We start from the raw sequence: 17,714 nt of genomic DNA, 5'->3' as shown, positions 1-17,714 counted from the left end.
GATCATCGACACGCAACATCGCCAGGTCGGCAATGGCCGTGAACTTCCCCGACTCGGCGATATTCGACACCCGGGCGAAATGGATCATCGCGTCGACCACGGAGACGTCGTGCACGAGAACTCCCGTGCCATCGACGCCCACATGTTCGAACATGTGTTCGAGTCTACCGTCAGATCCGGAATCTGTCACGAAAACGGCGAACACACCGATAACCCCTTCAGGACACAATCGAACGTTTTCCATCGCTCCTACGTGTCATTGGGTATAGGACCGGAAGGACCCTGAGATGCGTACTGCACTAATAACTCTCATAGCTCTCACCGCCACTGCTGCCGTACTGGCCCCCGCCGCACCGGCAGCCGCAGAGTCGGCGATCGTCACCATCGGCCAACTGGAGGCCGAGGGATTCCACGTGAATGTCGACCGGGTCGGTACCGCTCCGCTCGATCAGTGCGTGGTGACCAGCGTCCGTAACCCGCAGGAACAGACCCGGCTCATCCGCGTGGACGGCCCCGGCAACCGGGACCAGATCATCCGCGTGGTGGTACGACGGACCATCACGGTGTCGCTGGATTGCAGCCGCTAGCCCCGGGACTCAGTTCGCGATCACCGGCAACGTGATCGACGACGGATGGGCGGGGTCGTGCAGGATCGTCTGCGTCGCAACGACGGTCGCCGCATCCCGCCCGAACGGCGCACCGGTGTTGGGATTCGGCGCGAACTGCGGGTAGTCGCTGCTGGAAATCTCCACCCGCACCCGGTCCCCCGGCTTGAGTTGGTAACTGGTGGGCCAGATTTGGATGCGGTACTGGTACGCCTGCCCGGGGACGATCGGCGTCGGCGCCGACAACGAGTCCCGGAACGATGCCCGGAGAATCCCGTTGTTCATGTTGATGGCCGTGCCGTCAGGCTTGACCACCACCAGCTTGGCCGTGAAATCGGTATCCACAGCTGAGGATTGGGCCCAGAGCGTGACACTGGCCGCACCGGTGATCTCGGTGTCATGTGAGACCGGATCGCCGGTGTACACCAGCACGTCGGATCGCTGTTCGACCGGTGTCTGGTCGTACGGCCCTTGCGGACCGGACTTCGCACCGCAACAGGAGTGCCCGCCCAGGCTCGGCGCCGGATTCAGCGGATCGTAGGTGTAGGAGTCGGGTGGCTGCGGTCCGGGCAGCACCGGCAACAGCTTGCCGTCGCGGTCCGCGCTGCCGCCGGCACCGGAGAGGTAGTAGTTGATCCATTGTGTCTGCGGCAGTGGCCAATTGGTGGCCGTTTTCCAGGTATTGGCGCCCATGGTGAAGTAATCGACCCGGGGCTTGCCCGCCACCCCGTTGTCGACGCCCTTCAGGAAGTGGTCGAACCAGGCCAGCATCAGCTCATTGATCGGGCTGTTGCCCACCGCCCCAATGTCCTTGAGCATCGGGGCGGGTTCGGAATCGGGCCGTCCCCACGCGACGTGGTCCCACGGCCCGATCACCAGCCGCTGGTTCGAGCGCGCAAAGTCGTTGGCGCCGTGGGCCACCATCCCGGCGAAGTTCTCCACGCCGCCGGCCAGGAACGCGTCGTACCAGCCCTCGAAGTGCAGCACCGGAATTCGCACCGCCGGATACCGGTCGCGAATGCTGACCTGCTGCCAGAAGACGTCGCGCGTGTTGTGCCGAACCCAGTCGAAGTACCACGGCGCCACCGCCGGATTGTGCGGCTGCATCGGTGGCAGGTCCTGCTGCGGACGGAAACTCAGCCATCGCGTCGGATCGGCCCCGGCGTCCCGCAACAGCCGCTCGGCTTCACCGTCCCGGCGGTTCTGCGCGGCGCCGAGAGCGATCGACTCGATGGCCCACGGCTGCACGAACGCCAGCCGGAACTCGCCGCCCTCGTAGGTCCAGCCGTCGTAGTAGTCGGAGGCGGTGTTGGCGGGCGCGATCGTCACCAGATGCGGCGGCGCCGTCACCGCCGCAAGCCATTGCGTCGCACCGACATACGACGATCCGTACATCGCGACCTTGCCGTTCGCCCCGGGCAGGCCGGCGGCCCATTCGACGGTGTCGTAGCCGTCGGCCATGTCGTTGGTGAACTCGCTGAACACCCCGCCGGAACTCCCCTGGCCCCGAACATCTTGAACCACAACGAGATAGCAGTGCGAGGCGAACCAGTCCGGCGGCTCATAGCGCTCCGGCGAGGTCTGCGCCCCGGACTTGCCGTACTGCGTGCGCATGAGCAGCACCGGCACCGGGTCAGAAGTCCGGGGACGGTAGACATCGGCGCGCAGGACGACGCCGTCGCGCATGGTGGCACCGACATCGCGTTCGGTATCGACGGCGCATGAGCCCCGACCCGTCGCAGCAGGGAATGGAGAAGCGAGCGGACGGTCCGCGCCACAGGCAGCCAGCAGAGCCAGCACCACCACGAACGCCGTCACGCGGATCAGAGCGCGCACAGCACCACGCTAGACGGTTACGACGGCGCCGGTCCGCCCGACTTCGTCGTGAGCACCAGGACGTTCGCGTCACGGTCGAGGAACGCCTGCGTGGTCATGCCCGGACCGGAGAAGTGGTTGTTGAGTTCGGGCCCCGAAAGGTACGGACCGCCGGGCAGTTCCGACTGCAGAATCTTCTGCACCGTCGGTTGCCGGTCGGTATCGGTCGGGTGGTATTCCGCCAGCAGTCGAGTGGTCTCCGCCGGGGGCAGCTTGATGACCGCGTCGATCCAGTTGACCTTGCCGGCCAGGCTGGGATCGCCACTGTTGTTCCAGGTGACCCACACCGCCTCGTCGGGTTTACGCAGCTGCGGGAACTGCCAGACCAATTGCTGCACGTCATGCCGGACCATCTCCGGCGGTATCGGCGGGCCCTTCACGGCAGGCGACGCGGAGCCGAAGATGTCCAGGCTGCCGAGATTGACACCGTCGCAGCCGGTCAACGTGACGCCGGCCACAGCCAGCAACGCGAGGGGTGTTCCCCATCGGTTCTTCCGCATTGCCGACGTCCCTTCACGAGGGTGCCCTGGTGTGCGGAAATTCTAACGCCGAGATCCGCTCGCCAGCAGATCTTCAGCAAACATCGGAATGTGGCGCCGAACACAATATTGTCGCGGACTGCAATATACGGGCGGCGATTCTGCCGGCGGTCAGCTAATTCCTCGATGTATGCCGAGACCGGAAAAAGCGAAAACCCCCAATTCCCGTGGGAATTGGGGGCATTCGAGTGTGCTGGCGCGGACAGCGCAAACAGACCGCGAACAGACTCAGTAGCGGTAGTGCTCCGGCTTGTACGGGCCGTCGACGTCGACGCCGATGTACTCGGCCTGATCCTTGGTGAGCTTGGTCAGCGTGCCGCCGAGAGCCTCGACGTGGATGCGTGCGACCTTTTCGTCGAGATGCTTCGCCAGGCGGTAGACCTCGTTGTCGTACTCGTCGTTCTTGGTCCACAGCTCGATCTGGGCGATGACCTGGTTGGAGAACGAGTTCGACATCACGAACGACGGGTGTCCGGTGGCGTTGCCCAGGTTGAGCAGACGGCCCTCGGACAGCACGATGATCGACTTGCCGCTGTCACCGAAGGTCCACAGGTCGACCTGCGGCTTGATGTTCAGCTTGGTGGCACCGGACTTCTCCAGCGCCGCCATGTCGATCTCGTTGTCGAAGTGGCCGATGTTGCCCAGGATGGCCTGGTTCTTCATGGCCTTCATGTGGTCGAGCAGGATGATGTCGTAGTTGCCGGTCGCGGTGATGACGATGTCGGCGTCAGCGATGCCCTGCTCGACGGTGACGACGTCGAAGCCGTCCATCAGCGCCTGCAGCGCGTTGATCGGGTCGATCTCGGTGACCGCGACGCGCGCGCCCTGGCCGGCCATCGACTCGGCACAGCCCTTGCCGACGTCGCCGTAGCCACAGATCAGCACCTTCTTGCCACCGATCAGCACGTCGGTGCCTCGGTTGATGCCGTCGATCAGCGAGTGGCGGGTGCCGTACTTGTTGTCGAACTTGCTCTTGGTGACCGAGTCGTTGACGTTGATGGCCGGGAACGCCAGCTCACCCGCGGCGGCAAACTGGTACAGCCGCAGCACGCCGGTGGTGGTCTCCTCGGTGACGCCCTTGACCGACTCGGCGATCTTGGTCCACTTGGTCTTGTCGTTCTCGAAGCCGTTGCGCACGAGCTCCAGGAAGACCTTCCACTCGGCCGAGTCGTCTTCCTCGGCCGGGGGCACGACGCCGGCCTTCTCCCACTGCGCACCGCGCAGCACCAGCATGGTGGCGTCGCCGCCGTCGTCCAGGATCATGTTCGCCGGTTCACCCGGCCAGGTCAGCATCTGCTCCGCGGCCCACCAGTACTCCTCCAGCGTCTCGCCCTTCCAGGCGAAGACCGGGGTGCCCTTGGGCTCCTCGACGGTGCCGTGCGGGCCGACGACGACGGCCGCGGCCGCGTGGTCTTGGGTGGAGAAGATGTTGCAGGACGCCCAGCGCACCTCGGCGCCCAGAGCGGTCAGCGTCTCGATCAGCACCGCGGTCTGCACCGTCATGTGCAGCGAGCCGGAGATGCGCGCGCCCTTGAGCGGCTGCACGTCGTGGTATTCGCGGCGAAGCGCCATCAGACCGGGCATCTCGTGCTCGGCGAGGCGAATCTCCTTGCGCCCGAACTCGGCCTCGGACAAATCGGCGACCTTGTAGTCGATGCCGTTACGGACGTCTGCCTTCAATTCCGTCATGGATTAGAGCCCCATTCATTCGTTCCACTGGAGTGACCCCATGGCCTGCGGGCTCGCGGGACAGGCGCCAGGGAACTACTCGAATGGCGCGCTGACGGCTACGGGGTATCCCCACTACCGTAACGGTCGGCGAACGGCGTCATGAGCCGGGCCAGGTCAGCGGCCACATCGTGGTCCGCTTCCGGCGGCATTGACACGTAACTGATCGCCAGCCGGACGATCGCCCGCGCGAGTACCCCGGCGTCGTCGTCCGAAATCTGCACCCAGCTGCCGCGGAACGCCTCGGTGAGACGCTGCGAGCAGTGCGAGATGATCGGCGCGCTGTCGGTGGTGATGATCTGCAGCAGATCGGGCTTGGCGACGCCGGTGAGCAACGAGATGACCAGCGGATCGGACGCCGATTCGGTGAAGAACATCCGGAAGCCCTGCAGGAAAGCGGACTCGATATCGCCGACGTTGGCGTAGATGGCGTGCTCGACGGCGTCGACCAGGCGGTCGGCGAGGCGCATCGCGTACCCCTCGGCCAGGCCCTGGCGCGAGCCGAATTCGTTGTAGATGGTCTGCCGGCTGATGCCGGCCGCACGCGCGACGTCGGACAGCGTGATCGATGACCAGTCCTTGGCCAGCAACAGCTCTCGCATGCCGTCGAGGATCGAGTGCCGCAGCAAGACCCGGGAGGCCTCGGCGTACGGCACCCGAGGTGCCGCGGGGCGCGGCACCTCGGGTCCGTCCGGTACTGCGGCCGCGGCGGTCACGACGCCACGACCTCCACCATGTCGAAGTCGGACTTGGCGGCGCCGCAGTCCGGGCAGCTCCAGTCCTCGGGGATGTCGGCCCAGCGGGTGCCGGGGGCGATGCCGTCCTCCGGCCAGCCCTTCTCCTCGTCGTACTCGAAGCCGCACTGCAGGCAGACGAACTTCTTGAACGGCTCGCTCATGAACTCACTCCTACTGACTCGAAATCGACCTTCTCGCGCACCGCGCAGTCCGGGCAGCACCAGTCGTCGGGGACATCGTCCCACGCCGTGCCCGCCGGGAATCCTTCACGCGGAGCGCCTTTGGCCTCGTCGTAGACATAACCACAGCCCGGGCACTGGTAGGCACTCATGCGGCCGCACCTGCCCCGTACTTGGCCAGCACCTTGTCGCGCACCCGGGGGTGGACGTTGACCTTGGTGATGTCGCCGTCGTAGTGCTCGATGACCCGGTGGTCCATCATCCGGCGCCACAGCGGCGGGATGTACGTCAGGCCGATCAGCGTCGCGTAGCCACTGGGCAGGTTCGGTGCGCCGTCGATGCTGCGCAGCGTCTGGTAGCGACGCGTCGGGTTGGCGTGATGGTCGCTGTGCCGCTGCAGGTGGTACAGGAACAGGTTGGTGACGATGTGGTCGGAGTTCCAACTGTGCACCGGGGCGCAGCGCTCGTAGCGGCCGCTCTCGGTCTTCTGCCGCAGCAGGCCGTAGTGCTCCAGGTAGTTGACCGACTCCAGCAGGCTGAACCCGTAGATGCCCTGGATGAGGACGAACGGGATGAGCGCCGGACCGAACACCGCGATCAGGATGCCGAAGAACACCACCGACATGAGCCACGCGTTGAGGACGTCGTTCTTGAGGTAGGTGCGCGGGTCCCAAGGGCTGCGGCCGAGGCGACGGATGCGCTGGGCCTCCAGCTCGACCGACGACTTCAGGGCGCCCCACACGGTACGCGGCAGGAACTCCCAGAAGTTCTCACCGAAGCGCGCCGAGGCCGGGTCCTCCGGCGTGGCGACGCGGACGTGGTGACCGCGGTTGTGCTCGATGTAGAAGTGGCCGTAGAACGTCTGCGCCAGGGTGACCTTGGCCAGCCAGCGCTCCAGGTTCTCCTTCTTGTGCCCCATCTCGTGGGCAGTGTTGATGCCGACGCCGCCGAGGACACCGACCGACAGCGCGACACCGAGCTTGGCCCACCAGTCCAACCCGCCGTCGAAGCCGAGCCAGCTCAGGTCCTTGGCGGTGAACAGGTACGCGCCGAGGATGACGCTGGCGTACTGGAACGGGATGTAGACGTAGGTGCAGTAGCGGTAGTACTTGTCGTTCGCCAGCTGCTCCATCATCTCGTCGGGCGGGTTCTCCCCGTCGGGCCCGAACTTCAGATCGAGGATCGGCAGAAGCACGTAGAGCAGGCCCGGGCCGATCCACAGCGGCACCTGCGCGAGCGCATGCCAGCCGGCCTGGTTCAGTGCCCAGATCAGCGGGAGCATCACGAACAGCGCAGTGGGCGCGATCAGGCCCATGAGCCACAGATGGCGCTTGCGATCGCGCCACTGCTCAGTGTTGACGTCGGATACCTCGACTGACACGGGTCCACCTCCATTGGTTGGGCCGACAACTTGTGATCTTGACTATAGATGGCATTTTGTCGCCGGTCTAGACAATAGAGGCATTTTTGTAAAACGGCTTGTGGCAGCCGTCACCGCCGCAGGTGACTGCGGTTTTAGGCGGCGTCAGCCGCGGTAGAGGTCGGGCTCGATGTAGATGATGCGAGCGTTGGGCACCGCGGCGCGGATGGTGACCTCGGCCGCGTCGATCGTGGCGGCCACGGTCGCCAGATCGGTGTTCGGCGCCAGCGCGATCTTCACGCCGACGAGCATCTCCTCCGGCCCCAGGTACTGCGTCCGCAGGTGGATGACGCGGTCGATGTGCGGCGTCTGCTCCAGTGCGTTGCGGATGGCGCCGGTCTCGTCGACCGTCGCGCCCTCACCGATCAGCAGGCTCTTCATCTCGACCATCAGCACCACCGCGATGACGCCCAGCAGCACACCGATCGCCGCGGTACCGACGCCGTCCCACACCGGGTCACCCGTCAGCATCGACAGGCCGACACCGAACAGGGCCAGCACCAGACCGATCAGGGCACCGGAGTCCTCCAGCAGCACCACCGGCAGCTCCGGGTTACGCGAGGTCCGGATGAACCGCCACCAGCTGCCGGCTCCCTTGAGCGGACGCGATTCCTTCACCGCGGTGTAGAAGCTGTAGCCCTCCAGCCCGATCGCCACGACCAGGATGGCCACGGCGACGATGGGCGACGACAGCGGCTCGGGGTGGGTGATCTTGTGGTAGCCCTCGTACAGCGCGAACATCGCGCCCAGGCTGAACAGGACCAGCGCCACCACGAACGAGTAGAAGTAGCGGCTGCGGCCGTAGCCGAACGGGTGCAGATGGTCGGCGTCCTTGCGCGCCTGCCGCTGCCCCCACAGCAGCAGCCCCTGGTTGGACGTGTCCGCCAGCGAGTGCACCGACTCCGCGAGCATCGACGAACTGCCCGTGATCAGGAAGCCGACGAACTTCGCCGCCGCGATCCCGGCATTGGCCAACAGTGCCGCGATGATCGCGCGCGTACTCCCCGAGGCCGACATGACCTGCCCTTTCGTAGGTTTTTTCTAGATCCCCACCGTCGCACGGAACACCGTCGACGGCTCGTCAGCCACCAACCGCACGGGGCCCTCCCCGGCGGCGATCCAGACGGCGGCCCCCTTGTTCAGGGTCAGCTCACCACCTGCGGAATGCACCTGCACCCGGCCCCGCGTGCCCAGCAGAATCTGCGGGCCGGCGTGCCCCCGGGGCACCTCAACCTCGGCGCCCACCCGGTCGTCGTCGATCCGCAGGATCGACACCGCGAATTCCGGTGCGGGCGTGTCGAAAACGTCCTCGACACCGTCGTCGGTGGGCCGCGGATGGATCGGCCGACCGTCGGTCGGGGTGAAGTCGAGCACCCGGAGGAGTTCCGGCACATCCACGTGCTTGGGTGTCAGTCCACCGCGTAACACGTTGTCGGAGTTGGCCATCACCTCGAAACCCATGCCGTGCAGGTAGGCGTGCAGGTTGCCGGCGGGCAGATAGATGCCCTCGCCCTCGACCAGGCTGATGCGGTTGAGCAGCATGGCGGCCAGCACCCCGGCATCGCCCGGGTACCGTTCGCCGAGTTCGAGCACCGTCTTGGCCTCGGCCGCGAATTCGGTTGCCCCCGAACGGATGTAGTTCACCGCGCCGTCGAGGACGGCGGGCACCAGCACGTCGAGATCGGGCTGCGGCAGGGTGATCCAGGTCGTGAAGACGGCCCGTAGGCCCGCCGCGTCCGACTGGCCGGCCAGCAGGTTGATGTACGGATCGAGGTCGGACACCGCCAGCGCCCGCATGAGCTCGACGGTGCGGGCCACGGGCCGAAAGCCGGCGAGCGCCTCGAACGGGCCGAGGGCCACGATCAACTCGGGCTTGTGACTGCGGTCCCGGTAGTTGCGGTCGCGCGCGTTGAGGGCAATGCCTTGGCGCTCTTCACGATTGAAGCCCTCGGCAGCCTGTTCGGCACTGGGGTGCGCCTGCAGCGACAGCGGTTCGTCGGCGGCAAGCACCTTCGCCAAGAACGGCAACGACTCACCGAACCGCGCCAGGACCTCGGGCCCCAGCTCGCCGGCGGGATCGGCCCGGATGACCTCCAGCAGCGACACGTCCCCGTCGGCCGTCTCCAGCCGCGCCGGGTCCCCCGGGTTCGCACCCAACCACAGTTCGGCCTCGGGATGCGCTGTGGGACTGGGCCTTCCGGCGAATTCGGCCAAGGCGGTACGGGACCCCCAGGCGTAGTTCCTGACCGCGCCTCGTAGCAGATGCACTATGTCTAACCTCGAACCAGTTTCAGGTACACGGCCGTCATCTCCAGCCGGACCGCCAGCATCGCGATCTGTTGTTCCAAGCGACTACCCGGCACCTGCAGCCCCGCATCGGGCACGTCGTCGGCGCTCAGCACGTCGACATCGCCACCGAGCGCGTCCATCCGGGCGATCACGCCGGGACGCTCCTCGTCGGCACACAGCACGACGGTGCGGACCCGGGCCGGCACCGGCCCGTCGATCTCGGGGTCGTGGAAAAGCGCGTCCTCGTAAGACATTTCGACGGTCTGGCGGCCGAGCCCGCCGTGCAGCGCCACCAGGGCGTCGGAGCCGCCGGTCGCGGTCACGAGCTGATGGGCCACCCGCAGCAGCACCGTCGCAGCATGGCGGACCAGCGCCAGCATGGCCGCGCCCTCACCGGCCAGCACCACCTGCCGGCCCGACATCCGCTCGGCCAGGTTCTTGGCCGGGTTGGTGAAAATCTCGCGGGTCGCGCTGTTGCGCAGGGCCTCGGCGTCCAACTCGTCGGCCAGGGCATCCAGGTCGATGCGCAGCGCCGGGTCGACGACCATCATCGTCGCCAGGCCCGCGGCCAGGTAGCGGGTGAGGCCGAAGTCGTCGGGCACCGACAGTCGCGGCGGCAGCACCACCGCGCGGCCGGCGGCGGCATCGCGCAGCGGACCGTCGTTGGGCGCCACCACGATCACGCGGGCACCGCGGCGCACCCCGGTCGCCACTGCCGTCACCAGCGCCGGGTCGGCCGCGTCGTCACCGGCCACCACCACGACGTCCAGTGCGCCGATCCACGGCGGAATGTCCGGGGTGACCACGAGCGGGATCGGCGACGTCGCGCCGAGCGCGGCGGCCAGCACGGTCCCGGCCGCACCGGACGCTCCCGATGCCCCTCGTCCGCACACCCACGTGACGGTCCGCGGCCGTTGATCCGAGCGCAGTTCGTCGAGTTCGCCTTCAGTGAGCGCCGCGGCGACCGCGCGGGTCTGCGCACCTGCCATCGACGCCGCCCGCAGCAGGCCGTCGCGGTCGGCCGCGATCAGACCGTCGACATCGTCGAGGTCGAGGGTCGCCGGGGCGGCACTCATGGCAGCGACCCACCAGTGCGCCCGCTGACCGCCTTGATCTGCGCCGCGATGTGCGCCACGATCTCGTCGACCTCCACACGCGTGCGGGATTCGACGTTGAGCCGCAACAGCGGTTCGGTGTTGGAGCTGCGCAGGTTGAACCAGCGCCCGTCGCCGAGGTCGACGGTCACGCCGTCGAGTTCGTCGGTCGAGACGATGTCGCTGCCGTACGACGTGAGGACCGCCTGCACACACGCCGGTGCGTCGGCGACGGTGAAGTTGATCTCGCCCGACGCCTCGTACCGCTGGTACTTGGCCATCAGTTCGGACAGCGGACGGTCCTGTTCCCCGAGTGCGGCCAGCACGTGCAGCGCCGCGAGCATGCCGGAGTCGGCACCCCAGAAATCGCGGAAGTAGTAGTGCGCCGAATGCTCGCCACCGAAGATCGCGTTGGTCTCGGCCATCAGCGCCTTGATGTACGAATGGCCGACGCGCGAGCGCACCGCCGTGCCGCCGCGCTCGGCGATCAGCTCCGGCACCGCCCGCGAGGTGATCAGGTTGTGGATGACGGTCGCGCCGGACTCGCGGGCCAGCTCGCGATCGGCGACCAGCGCCGTCACGGCCGACGGTGACACAGGGTCGCCCTTCTCGTCGACGACGAAGCAGCGGTCGGCGTCGCCATCGAACGCCAGACCGATATCTGCACCGTTCTCCACAACGTGCTTCTGCAGGTCGACCAGGTTGGCCGGGTCCAGCGGGTTGGCCTCGTGATTGGGGAACGTGCCGTCCAGCTCGAAGTACAACGGCAGCAAAGTGATGGATCCGACGGTGCCCAGCACGGCCGGCGTGGTGTGCCCGCCCATGCCGTTGCCGGCGTCGACCGACACCCGCAGCGGACGCAGCGCCGACACGTCGACCAGCGAACGCAGGAAGGTGCCGTACTCGGCGAGCACGTCGCGCTCCTCGACCTTGCCCGTGACGCCGTCGTGACCGGGCACGCCGTCGGTGACCTCACCGCTGATTTCGGTCAGGCCGGTGTCCTTACCGACGGGCTTGGCGCCCGCCCGGCACAACTTGATGCCGTTGTAGGCGGCCGGGTTGTGGCTGGCCGTGAACATGGCGCCCGGGCAGTCGAGCAGACCCGAGGCGAAGTAGAGCTGGTCGGTCGACGCCAGCCCGATCCGGACCACGTCCAGACCCTGGGCGGTGACCCCGTCGGCGAATGCCGCCGCCAATGACGGTGAGCTGGGCCGCATGTCGTAACCGACCGCGACCCGGGTGGCGCCCTCGGCGCTCATCAACCGGGCGAACGCACCACCGACGTCGGCGACGAACGACTCGTCGATCTCCTCGCCGACCAGCCCACGCACGTCATATGCCTTGATGACACGCTGTACAGAGGCAGCTGGCCGAGACATAGCCCTCCCGATCTCATCGTTCGCAGACCACTGCATACCGAGGGTCTGTGACAGTCAGCCTATCGGCTGACCCATGTGCCCGCGGACGGTCGGTGGGGTTCGGTAGGACTTGGGTCGCTAACTCTCAGGCGGATCCGGCAACACCCGCAGATGACCGCGGCGTCGCCCATTGTGTTGCGTGCGCGGTGCGGGCGGCGCCATGACGGTGCCGCCGGGCGTGCCGGCGTGGCTGCCGGGCAGCGGATCGGTGAAACCTGTTGGGATGCCACCGCGAGATGGCGCGTCGCGCCCCTCGCGCACCGCGTCGGCGAGCGCGACGAGGTCGTCATCCTCGGAGGGCGTGGGCAGCGGACCGGCGTGGCGGACCAGCTCCCATCCGCGGGGTGCGGTGATGCGGCTGGCGTGCGACACACACAGGTCCCACGAATGCGGCTCCGACACGGTGGCCAACGGACCTACGACTGCCGTGGAATCCGAATAGACAAATGTCAGCGTCGCCACGGCGTAGTGCGGGCAACCTGGCCGGCAGCAGCGACGGGGAACATTCACTCGGCGAGATTATCGCGCCGCCGACGCGCCCACCGCCGGACACGCGCGTCGCGGGCGCGTCGATCTCCAACCGTTACTATCGGCCGATGGCCCACTCGCGTGTGCGCCGCCGTCGCGGCATGCGCGGCCCGCTCCTCCCCCCGACCGTTCCCGGATGGCGCAGTCGCGCCGAGCGATTCGACATGGCGGTCCTCGAGGCCTACGAACCCATCGAGCGCCGCTGGAGCAATCGGGTGTCCGGACTCGACGTCGCGGTCGACGAGATTCCGCGGATCTCCCCCAAGGATCCCGATGCCATCCAGTGGCCGCCCGAGGTGATCGCCGACGGGCCGGTGGCGCTGGCGCGGCTCATCCCGGCCGGGGTTGATGTTCGGGGTAATTCGACACGGGCGCGAATCGTCTTGTTCCGCAAGCCCATTGAACGGCGGGCGAAGGACTCCGTTGACCTCGCCGACCTGTTGCACGAAATTCTCGTGGCGCAGGTAGCCACTTATCTCGGCGTTGAACCGTCGGTGATCGACCCGACCATCCTGGACGACTAGGCCGGTCGATCTACCCGCGTGCGCGGTACGTCAGATGACGCCGCGCTTGATCCGCCGGCGCTCGCGCTCCGACAGACCGCCCCAGATGCCGAAGCGCTCATCGTGCGCCAGGGCGTACTCGAGGCACGCGTCGCGCACCTCGCAACCCTGGCAGATGCGCTTGGCTTCGCGGGTCGAGCCACCCTTCTCGGGGAAGAAAGCCTCGGGGTCGGTTTGCGCGCACAGGGCGCGCTCCTGCCACTGGTCTTCCGTGAGCTCGGGATCGTTGTCGATGTGATCAGGCACCAGACTCAACTGCGGCCGTCCGCCGACGACGTGCTGAATAGGTCCGGTGTTCGTGTGCGGTGCGGTCCCAACAGAGCCGAGCATCCGCCCGTCGAACTGCACCACGTGATCGAAATCTGCGTGTTCGTAAGACATTTGCCGCCTCCTCCCCTGCTTTACGTAGTTTTCAAACGGAGTCCAACTACTTGCCCTGCGTGCCGTGAGTGGCGATCAATATTCGAACAAACGGTCGAATCTCGGTCTGCTGCACCGGAACCGGTAAACAAACCGGGAATGACACTGTTGTGATTACACACGGGTTAGCTGCCACGGTCAAGCGGATGAAGCGCATTTCCTACCATCTTGTGACCTGAATACGGCGCGTCGTTACCGCGGCGTGTCGCGATAGTGACCAATAACACGCTGCCGCACAACGCAGTTGGTAATGGCGATAACTGATACGGCTGTTACTCAAGTGAATACTGAGGTTCAAAGTTTGCTGCGCGCCGAATTGCCTTCCGGGCGCGTCATTCCACCCGCGCGTCATCGCCTAGGGTGAGTCGACGTGAAGGTCACGGTTCTGGTCGGTGGCGTCGGCGGCGCTCGTTTTCTGCTCGGCGTCCAGAAGCTGCTGGGGTTGGGTCAATTCGCCGAACCCGGTGCGGAGCCCTCCCCGCACGAACTCACCGCGATCGTCAACGTCGGTGACGACGCCTGGATGTTCGGCGTGCGCATCTGCCCCGACCTCGACACCTGCATGTACACCCTCGGCGGCGGCATCGACCCCGAACGCGGCTGGGGCCACCGGAACGAAACCTGGCACGCCAAGGAAGAGCTCGCGGCGTACGGCGTGCAGCCGGACTGGTTCGGACTCGGCGACCGCGACCTGGCCACGCACCTGGTGCGCAGCCAGATGCTGCGGGCCGGCTATCCGCTGTCGCAGGTGACCGAGGCGTTGTGCGACCGCTGGCAGCCCGGCGCCCGGCTGCTGCCCGCCAGCGACGAGCGCAGTGAAACCCACGTGGTGGTAACCGATCCCGAATCGGGCAATCAGCGCGCCATCCACTTCCAGGAATGGTGGGTGCGCTACCGCGCGCAAATCCCCACCCACAGCTTCGCGTTCATCGGCACCGAGAAGGCAAAGGCTGCACCGGGAGTCGCCGACGCCATCGCCGGCGCCGACGTCGTGCTGCTGGCTCCGTCGAATCCGGTCGTCAGCATCGGCGCGATCCTGGCGGTGCCCGGCCTGCGCAGCGCGCTGCGGTTCACCCCGGCTCAGGTGATCGGCTACTCCCCGATCGTCGCCGGAAAGCCGTTGCGCGGGATGGCCGATGACTGCCTCAAGGTGATCGGCGTCGACAGCACCTCCGAGGCCGTTGGCGCGCACTACGGCGCCCGCAGCGCGACCGGCATTCTCGACGGCTGGCTCATCGACGAGGGCGACCACGCCGAGATCGACGGTGTCAACGTCAAGGCCGTGCCGCTGCTGATGACCGATCCGGCGGCCACGGCCGAGATGGTCCGGGCCGGACTCGAACTGGCCGGGCTTCAGCTGTGACCGAGCATGGCGCCGCGGCCGCCATCGAAATCCTTCCGGTGCCCGGGCTTCCCGAATTCCGCCCCGGCGACGACGTGGCCGCCGCCATCGCCGCTGCCGCCCCCTGGCTGCGCGACGACGACGTACTGGTGGTCACCAGCAAGGTGCTGTCCAAATCCGAGGGGCGGATCGTCGCCGCGCCGACCGACCCTGACGAGCGGGACGCCCTGCGGCGCAGGCTGATCGATGACGAGGCGGTGCGGGTGCTGGCGCGCAAGGGCCGCACCCTGATCACCGAGAACGCCATCGGGCTGGTCCAGGCCGCCGCCGGCGTCGACGGATCCAACGTCAGCACAACCGAGTTGGCACTGTTGCCGGTCGACCCCGACGGGAGCGCGGCCCGGCTGCGCGCCGGCCTGGCCGAACGGCTGGGCGTGACCGTCGCCGTCGTCATCACCGACACCATGGGCCGGGCCTGGCGCAACGGCCAGATCGATGCCGCCATCGGCGCGGCCGGACTGGCCGTGCTGCACGGATATTCCGGTGTCCAGGACACCCACGGCAACGAGCTGCTGGTGACGGAGGTCGCCATCGCCGACGAGATCGCGGCCGCCGCCGACCTCGTCAAGGGCAAGCTCACCGGCATCCCGGTCGCCGTGGTGCGGGGCCTGTCACCGCGCGACGACGGCTCGAACGGCCGGACCCTGGTGCGCGCCGGGGAGGAAGATCTGTTCTGGCTGGGCACCGAGGAAGCACTGGCCCTGGGGCGCAGGCAGGCTCAGCTGATGCGCCGTTCGGTGCGTACGTTCAGCGCCGAGCCCGTGGCACCGGAGCTCATCGAGGACTCCGTCGCCGAGGCGCTCACCGCGCCCGCGCCGCACCACACCCGGCCGGTGCGGTTCGTCTGGGTGCAGGACCACGACACGCGAATCCGGTTGCTGGACCGCATGAAAGACAAGTGGCGCACCGACCTGACCTCCGACGGGCGCCCGGCCGACTCCGTCGACCGGCGCGTGGGCCGCGGCCAGATCCTCTACGACGCACCGGAACTCGTCATCCCGTTCCTGGTTCCCGATGGCGCGCACAGCTATCCGGACGCGGCGCGTACGGAGGCCGAGCACACCATGTTCACCGTCGCGGTGGGCGCGGCCGTGCAGGGACTGCTGGTGGCGCTGGCGGCGCGCGACGTCGGCAGCTGCTGGATCGGTTCGACGATCTTCGCCGGCGACATCGTGCGCGCCGAGCTCGAGCTGCCGGCCGACTGGGAACCGTTGGGCGCCATCGCCATCGGTCACTTCCCGGAGAGCGACGAGCCACGCCGGCCGCGACCACCCGTGCCGACGGACGAACTGCTGATCCGTCGATGAGCGAGTCGTTGCACGCCTCGGTCGTCTCCGCGTTGCGCGACTGGGCGGCACCCGATCCCGATCAGGACACCCTGCGGCACGCCGTCGCCGCCTTCGTCGAGGCCCGGCCCGACGCCTGCCGGCGCGCCTGCGTACCCGGGCACATCACGGCGTCGGCATTGGTGCTCGACCACACCCGGACCAAGGCCCTGCTCACGCTGCACCCGCGGTTGGGTCGCTGGGTTCAGCTCGGCGGTCACTGCGAGGACGTCGACACCGACATCCGCGCCGCGGCACTGCGCGAGGCCACCGAGGAATCCGGTATCACCGGACTGGAGATCGCCGAGTTTCCCGCGGCGCTGCACGTCCACGCACTGACGTGCTCACTGGGCGTCCCGACCCGGCATCTCGACGTGCAGTATCTGGCCATCGCACCGGAGCACGCCGAAATTCACTGCAGCGACGAATCGCTGGATCTGCAGTGGTGGCCCCTGGACGCGCTACCGAGCCCGGACCCGGGCCTGGAGCGGCTCGTGCGGGCCGCTCAGACGTCCGTCGAGTAACGAATACCGCCGTCCGGGATGGTGACACCGGGCCACACCCGCGCGCCGCGCAGCAGCTCGCACCGGGCGCCGATGTTGGCACCGTCACCGATGACGCCGTCACGGATCAACGCCCGCGGGCCGATCCGGGCGCCGAACCCGACGATGGACCGTTCGATCACCGAACCGGCCTCGATCTTGACGCCGTCGAAGATCACCGCACCGTCCAGCCGGGCGCCGGCGCCGATCTCCGCGCCGCGGCCCACCACGGTCCCGCCGATCAGCAGCGCACCGGGCGCCACCGCGGCACCTTCGTGCACCAGGCTCTCGCCGCGGTGCCCGTCGAGTACCGGCGACGGTGCGATGCCGCGCACCAGATCCGCTGAGCCACGGACGAAGTCGTCGGGCGTGCCCATGTCACGCCAGTAGCTGGCGTCGACGTAACCGCACACCTTGAAACCGTCGGACAGCAGCTTCGGGAACACCTCGCGTTCGACCGATACCTCACGGCCGGTGGGGATCTCGTCGATCACCGCACGCTGGAACAGATAGCAGCCCGCGTTGATCTGATCGGTCGGCGGGTCCTGCGTCTTCTCCAGGAACGCCGTCACCACACCCTCGGAATCGGTTGGCACACAACCGAACGCGCGCGGATCACTCACCCGCACGAGGTGCAGCGTGACATCGGCCTGCCGCTCGCGGTGGCTGGCGACCATCGCGCCGAGATCCAGCCCGGAGAGCACGTCGCCGTTGAACACCATGGCGGTCGGGTGGCGCAGCTTGGGCGCCACGTTGGCGATACCGCCACCGGTGCCCCGGGCCTCCTCCTCGACCACGTACTCGATCTCCAGGCCCAGCTTGGAGCCGTCGCCGAATTCCGCCTCGAAGACCTCCGCCTTGTAGGAGGTGCCCAGCACCACGTGGCGGATACCCGCGGCGGCGATCCGGGCGAGCAGATGGGACAGGAACGGCACCCCCGCCGTCGGCAACATCGGCTTGGGCGCCGAGAGGGTCAGCGGGCGCAGTCGTGTGCCCTGCCCACCCACCAGGATGACCGCGTCGACGTCAACCGGATTCACCGCGTCACTC

At 67.5% G+C, this 17,714-nt stretch carries 19 protein-coding genes; 5 read left to right on the top strand and 14 right to left on the bottom strand.

Annotated elements, in window-relative coordinates; genetic code table 11:
- The first annotated feature begins 287 nt into the window (after positions 1-287).
- Positions 288-587, top strand: a complete 300-nt coding sequence (locus H289_RS0121645; protein ID WP_029105560.1) for a hypothetical protein — start codon at positions 288-290, stop codon at positions 585-587.
- 9 nt (positions 588-596) lie between these two features.
- On the opposite strand, the gene H289_RS0121640 is transcribed toward H289_RS0121645, so the two are convergent.
- The 12 genes from H289_RS0121640 to H289_RS0121590 all read right to left on the bottom strand — a co-directional run bounded on the left by H289_RS0121640 (position 597) and on the right by H289_RS0121590 (position 12,394).
- Entirely contained in the window at positions 597-2,441 is a 1,845-nt protein-coding gene (locus tag H289_RS0121640; RefSeq protein WP_020102922.1) for a CocE/NonD family hydrolase, read from the bottom strand.
- A 17-nt stretch (positions 2,442-2,458) separates the two neighbouring features.
- Entirely contained in the window at positions 2,459-2,980 is a 522-nt protein-coding gene (locus tag H289_RS30980) for a hypothetical protein (RefSeq protein ID WP_141772155.1), read from the bottom strand.
- A gap of 267 nt (positions 2,981-3,247) precedes the next feature.
- A complete protein-coding gene (gene ahcY / locus H289_RS0121630) occupies positions 3,248-4,708 on the bottom strand; it encodes an adenosylhomocysteinase (RefSeq protein ID WP_020102920.1) in 1,461 nt (486 codons plus the stop codon).
- A gap of 98 nt (positions 4,709-4,806) precedes the next feature.
- Entirely contained in the window at positions 4,807-5,427 is a 621-nt protein-coding gene (gene alkX / locus H289_RS0121625) for a TetR family transcriptional regulator AlkX (protein ID WP_036421106.1), read from the bottom strand.
- A 32-nt stretch (positions 5,428-5,459) separates the two neighbouring features.
- Positions 5,460-5,645, bottom strand: coding sequence for a rubredoxin (locus tag H289_RS0121620; RefSeq protein ID WP_020102918.1), 186 nt, complete (start codon positions 5,643-5,645; stop codon positions 5,460-5,462).
- Positions 5,642-5,815, bottom strand: coding sequence for a rubredoxin (locus H289_RS32565; protein WP_081633492.1), 174 nt, complete (start codon positions 5,813-5,815; stop codon positions 5,642-5,644). Before H289_RS32565 ends, H289_RS0121620 begins: the two co-directional genes overlap by 4 nt.
- Positions 5,812-7,044 carry an alkane 1-monooxygenase gene (locus tag H289_RS0121615; RefSeq protein ID WP_020102917.1) on the bottom strand — a complete coding sequence of 411 codons (1,233 nt, stop codon included), beginning with the start codon at positions 7,042-7,044 and terminating at the stop codon, positions 5,812-5,814. The genes H289_RS32565 and H289_RS0121615 overlap by 4 nt, the downstream gene beginning before the upstream one ends.
- A gap of 144 nt (positions 7,045-7,188) precedes the next feature.
- Entirely contained in the window at positions 7,189-8,100 is a 912-nt protein-coding gene (locus tag H289_RS0121610; protein ID WP_020102916.1) for a cation diffusion facilitator family transporter, read from the bottom strand.
- Positions 8,101-8,124: 24 nt separating this feature from the next.
- Entirely contained in the window at positions 8,125-9,351 is a 1,227-nt protein-coding gene (manA, locus tag H289_RS0121605; protein WP_029105559.1) for a mannose-6-phosphate isomerase, class I, read from the bottom strand.
- A 5-nt stretch (positions 9,352-9,356) separates the two neighbouring features.
- On the bottom strand, positions 9,357-10,448 hold the full coding sequence (locus H289_RS0121600; RefSeq protein ID WP_020102914.1) for a hypothetical protein: 1,092 nt from the start codon (positions 10,446-10,448) through the stop codon (positions 9,357-9,359).
- Positions 10,445-11,845, bottom strand: coding sequence for a phosphomannomutase/phosphoglucomutase (locus H289_RS0121595; protein WP_029105558.1), 1,401 nt, complete (start codon positions 11,843-11,845; stop codon positions 10,445-10,447). The genes H289_RS0121600 and H289_RS0121595 overlap by 4 nt, the downstream gene beginning before the upstream one ends.
- A 117-nt stretch (positions 11,846-11,962) precedes the next feature.
- Complete coding sequence (locus H289_RS0121590; RefSeq protein ID WP_029105557.1) at positions 11,963-12,394, bottom strand: DUF3499 domain-containing protein; 432 nt, start codon at positions 12,392-12,394, stop codon at positions 11,963-11,965.
- 119 nt (positions 12,395-12,513) lie between these two features.
- On the opposite strand from H289_RS0121590, the gene H289_RS0121585 reads away from it, so the two are divergent.
- Complete coding sequence (locus tag H289_RS0121585) at positions 12,514-12,936, top strand: metallopeptidase family protein (protein WP_029105556.1); 423 nt, start codon at positions 12,514-12,516, stop codon at positions 12,934-12,936.
- A gap of 30 nt (positions 12,937-12,966) precedes the next feature.
- Here the strand turns inward: H289_RS0121585 and H289_RS0121580 are convergent, their stop codons facing one another.
- Complete coding sequence (locus tag H289_RS0121580) at positions 12,967-13,230, bottom strand: WhiB family transcriptional regulator (protein WP_225433608.1); 264 nt, start codon at positions 13,228-13,230, stop codon at positions 12,967-12,969.
- A 535-nt stretch (positions 13,231-13,765) separates the two neighbouring features.
- On the opposite strand from H289_RS0121580, the gene cofD reads away from it, so the two are divergent.
- From cofD to H289_RS0121565, 3 genes are read left to right on the top strand one after another with little or no spacing between them, the layout of a single operon-like run.
- Complete coding sequence (gene cofD / locus H289_RS0121575) at positions 13,766-14,758, top strand: 2-phospho-L-lactate transferase (protein WP_020102909.1); 993 nt, start codon at positions 13,766-13,768, stop codon at positions 14,756-14,758.
- Positions 14,755-16,104: a coenzyme F420-0:L-glutamate ligase gene (locus H289_RS0121570; RefSeq protein WP_020102908.1), complete on the top strand. Its 1,350-nt coding sequence runs from the start codon at positions 14,755-14,757 to the stop codon at positions 16,102-16,104. The genes cofD and H289_RS0121570 overlap by 4 nt, the downstream gene beginning before the upstream one ends.
- Positions 16,101-16,646 carry an NUDIX hydrolase gene (locus H289_RS0121565; protein ID WP_020102907.1) on the top strand — a complete coding sequence of 182 codons (546 nt, stop codon included), beginning with the start codon at positions 16,101-16,103 and terminating at the stop codon, positions 16,644-16,646. The genes H289_RS0121570 and H289_RS0121565 overlap by 4 nt, the downstream gene beginning before the upstream one ends.
- Here H289_RS0121565 and manB read toward each other — a convergent pair.
- Entirely contained in the window at positions 16,628-17,704 is a 1,077-nt protein-coding gene (gene manB, locus H289_RS0121560) for a mannose-1-phosphate guanylyltransferase (protein WP_020102906.1), read from the bottom strand. The genes H289_RS0121565 and manB overlap by 19 nt on opposite strands.
- Between the last annotated feature and the right edge of the window lie 10 nt (positions 17,705-17,714).

Origin of the sequence: Mycobacterium sp. 360MFTsu5.1, assembly GCF_000383495.1 — a bacterium.
Lineage (GTDB): Bacteria > Actinomycetota > Actinomycetes > Mycobacteriales > Mycobacteriaceae > Mycobacterium > Mycobacterium mucogenicum_B.
This window is presented reverse-complemented; position numbering and strand designations above follow the sequence as displayed.

Excerpts from the sequence above, each read along its gene's own strand:
- H289_RS0121645 (WP_029105560.1), top strand. The coding sequence starts at position 288 with ATGCGTACTGCACTAATAACTCTCATAGCTCTCACCGCCACTGCTGCC.
- H289_RS30980 (WP_141772155.1), bottom strand. The coding sequence starts at position 2,980 with ATGCGGAAGAACCGATGGGGAACACCCCTCGCGTTGCTGGCTGTGGCC.
- ahcY (WP_020102920.1), bottom strand. The coding sequence starts at position 4,708 with ATGACGGAATTGAAGGCAGACGTCCGTAACGGCATCGACTACAAGGTC.
- H289_RS0121620 (WP_020102918.1), bottom strand. The coding sequence starts at position 5,645 with ATGAGCGAGCCGTTCAAGAAGTTCGTCTGCCTGCAGTGCGGCTTCGAG.
- H289_RS32565 (WP_081633492.1), bottom strand. The coding sequence starts at position 5,815 with ATGAGTGCCTACCAGTGCCCGGGCTGTGGTTATGTCTACGACGAGGCC.
- H289_RS0121610 (WP_020102916.1), bottom strand. The coding sequence starts at position 8,100 with ATGTCGGCCTCGGGGAGTACGCGCGCGATCATCGCGGCACTGTTGGCC.
- H289_RS0121600 (WP_020102914.1), bottom strand. The coding sequence starts at position 10,448 with ATGAGTGCCGCCCCGGCGACCCTCGACCTCGACGATGTCGACGGTCTG.
- H289_RS0121595 (WP_029105558.1), bottom strand. The coding sequence starts at position 11,845 with ATGTCTCGGCCAGCTGCCTCTGTACAGCGTGTCATCAAGGCATATGAC.
- H289_RS0121585 (WP_029105556.1), top strand. The coding sequence starts at position 12,514 with ATGCGCGGCCCGCTCCTCCCCCCGACCGTTCCCGGATGGCGCAGTCGC.
- H289_RS0121565 (WP_020102907.1), top strand. The coding sequence starts at position 16,101 with ATGAGCGAGTCGTTGCACGCCTCGGTCGTCTCCGCGTTGCGCGACTGG.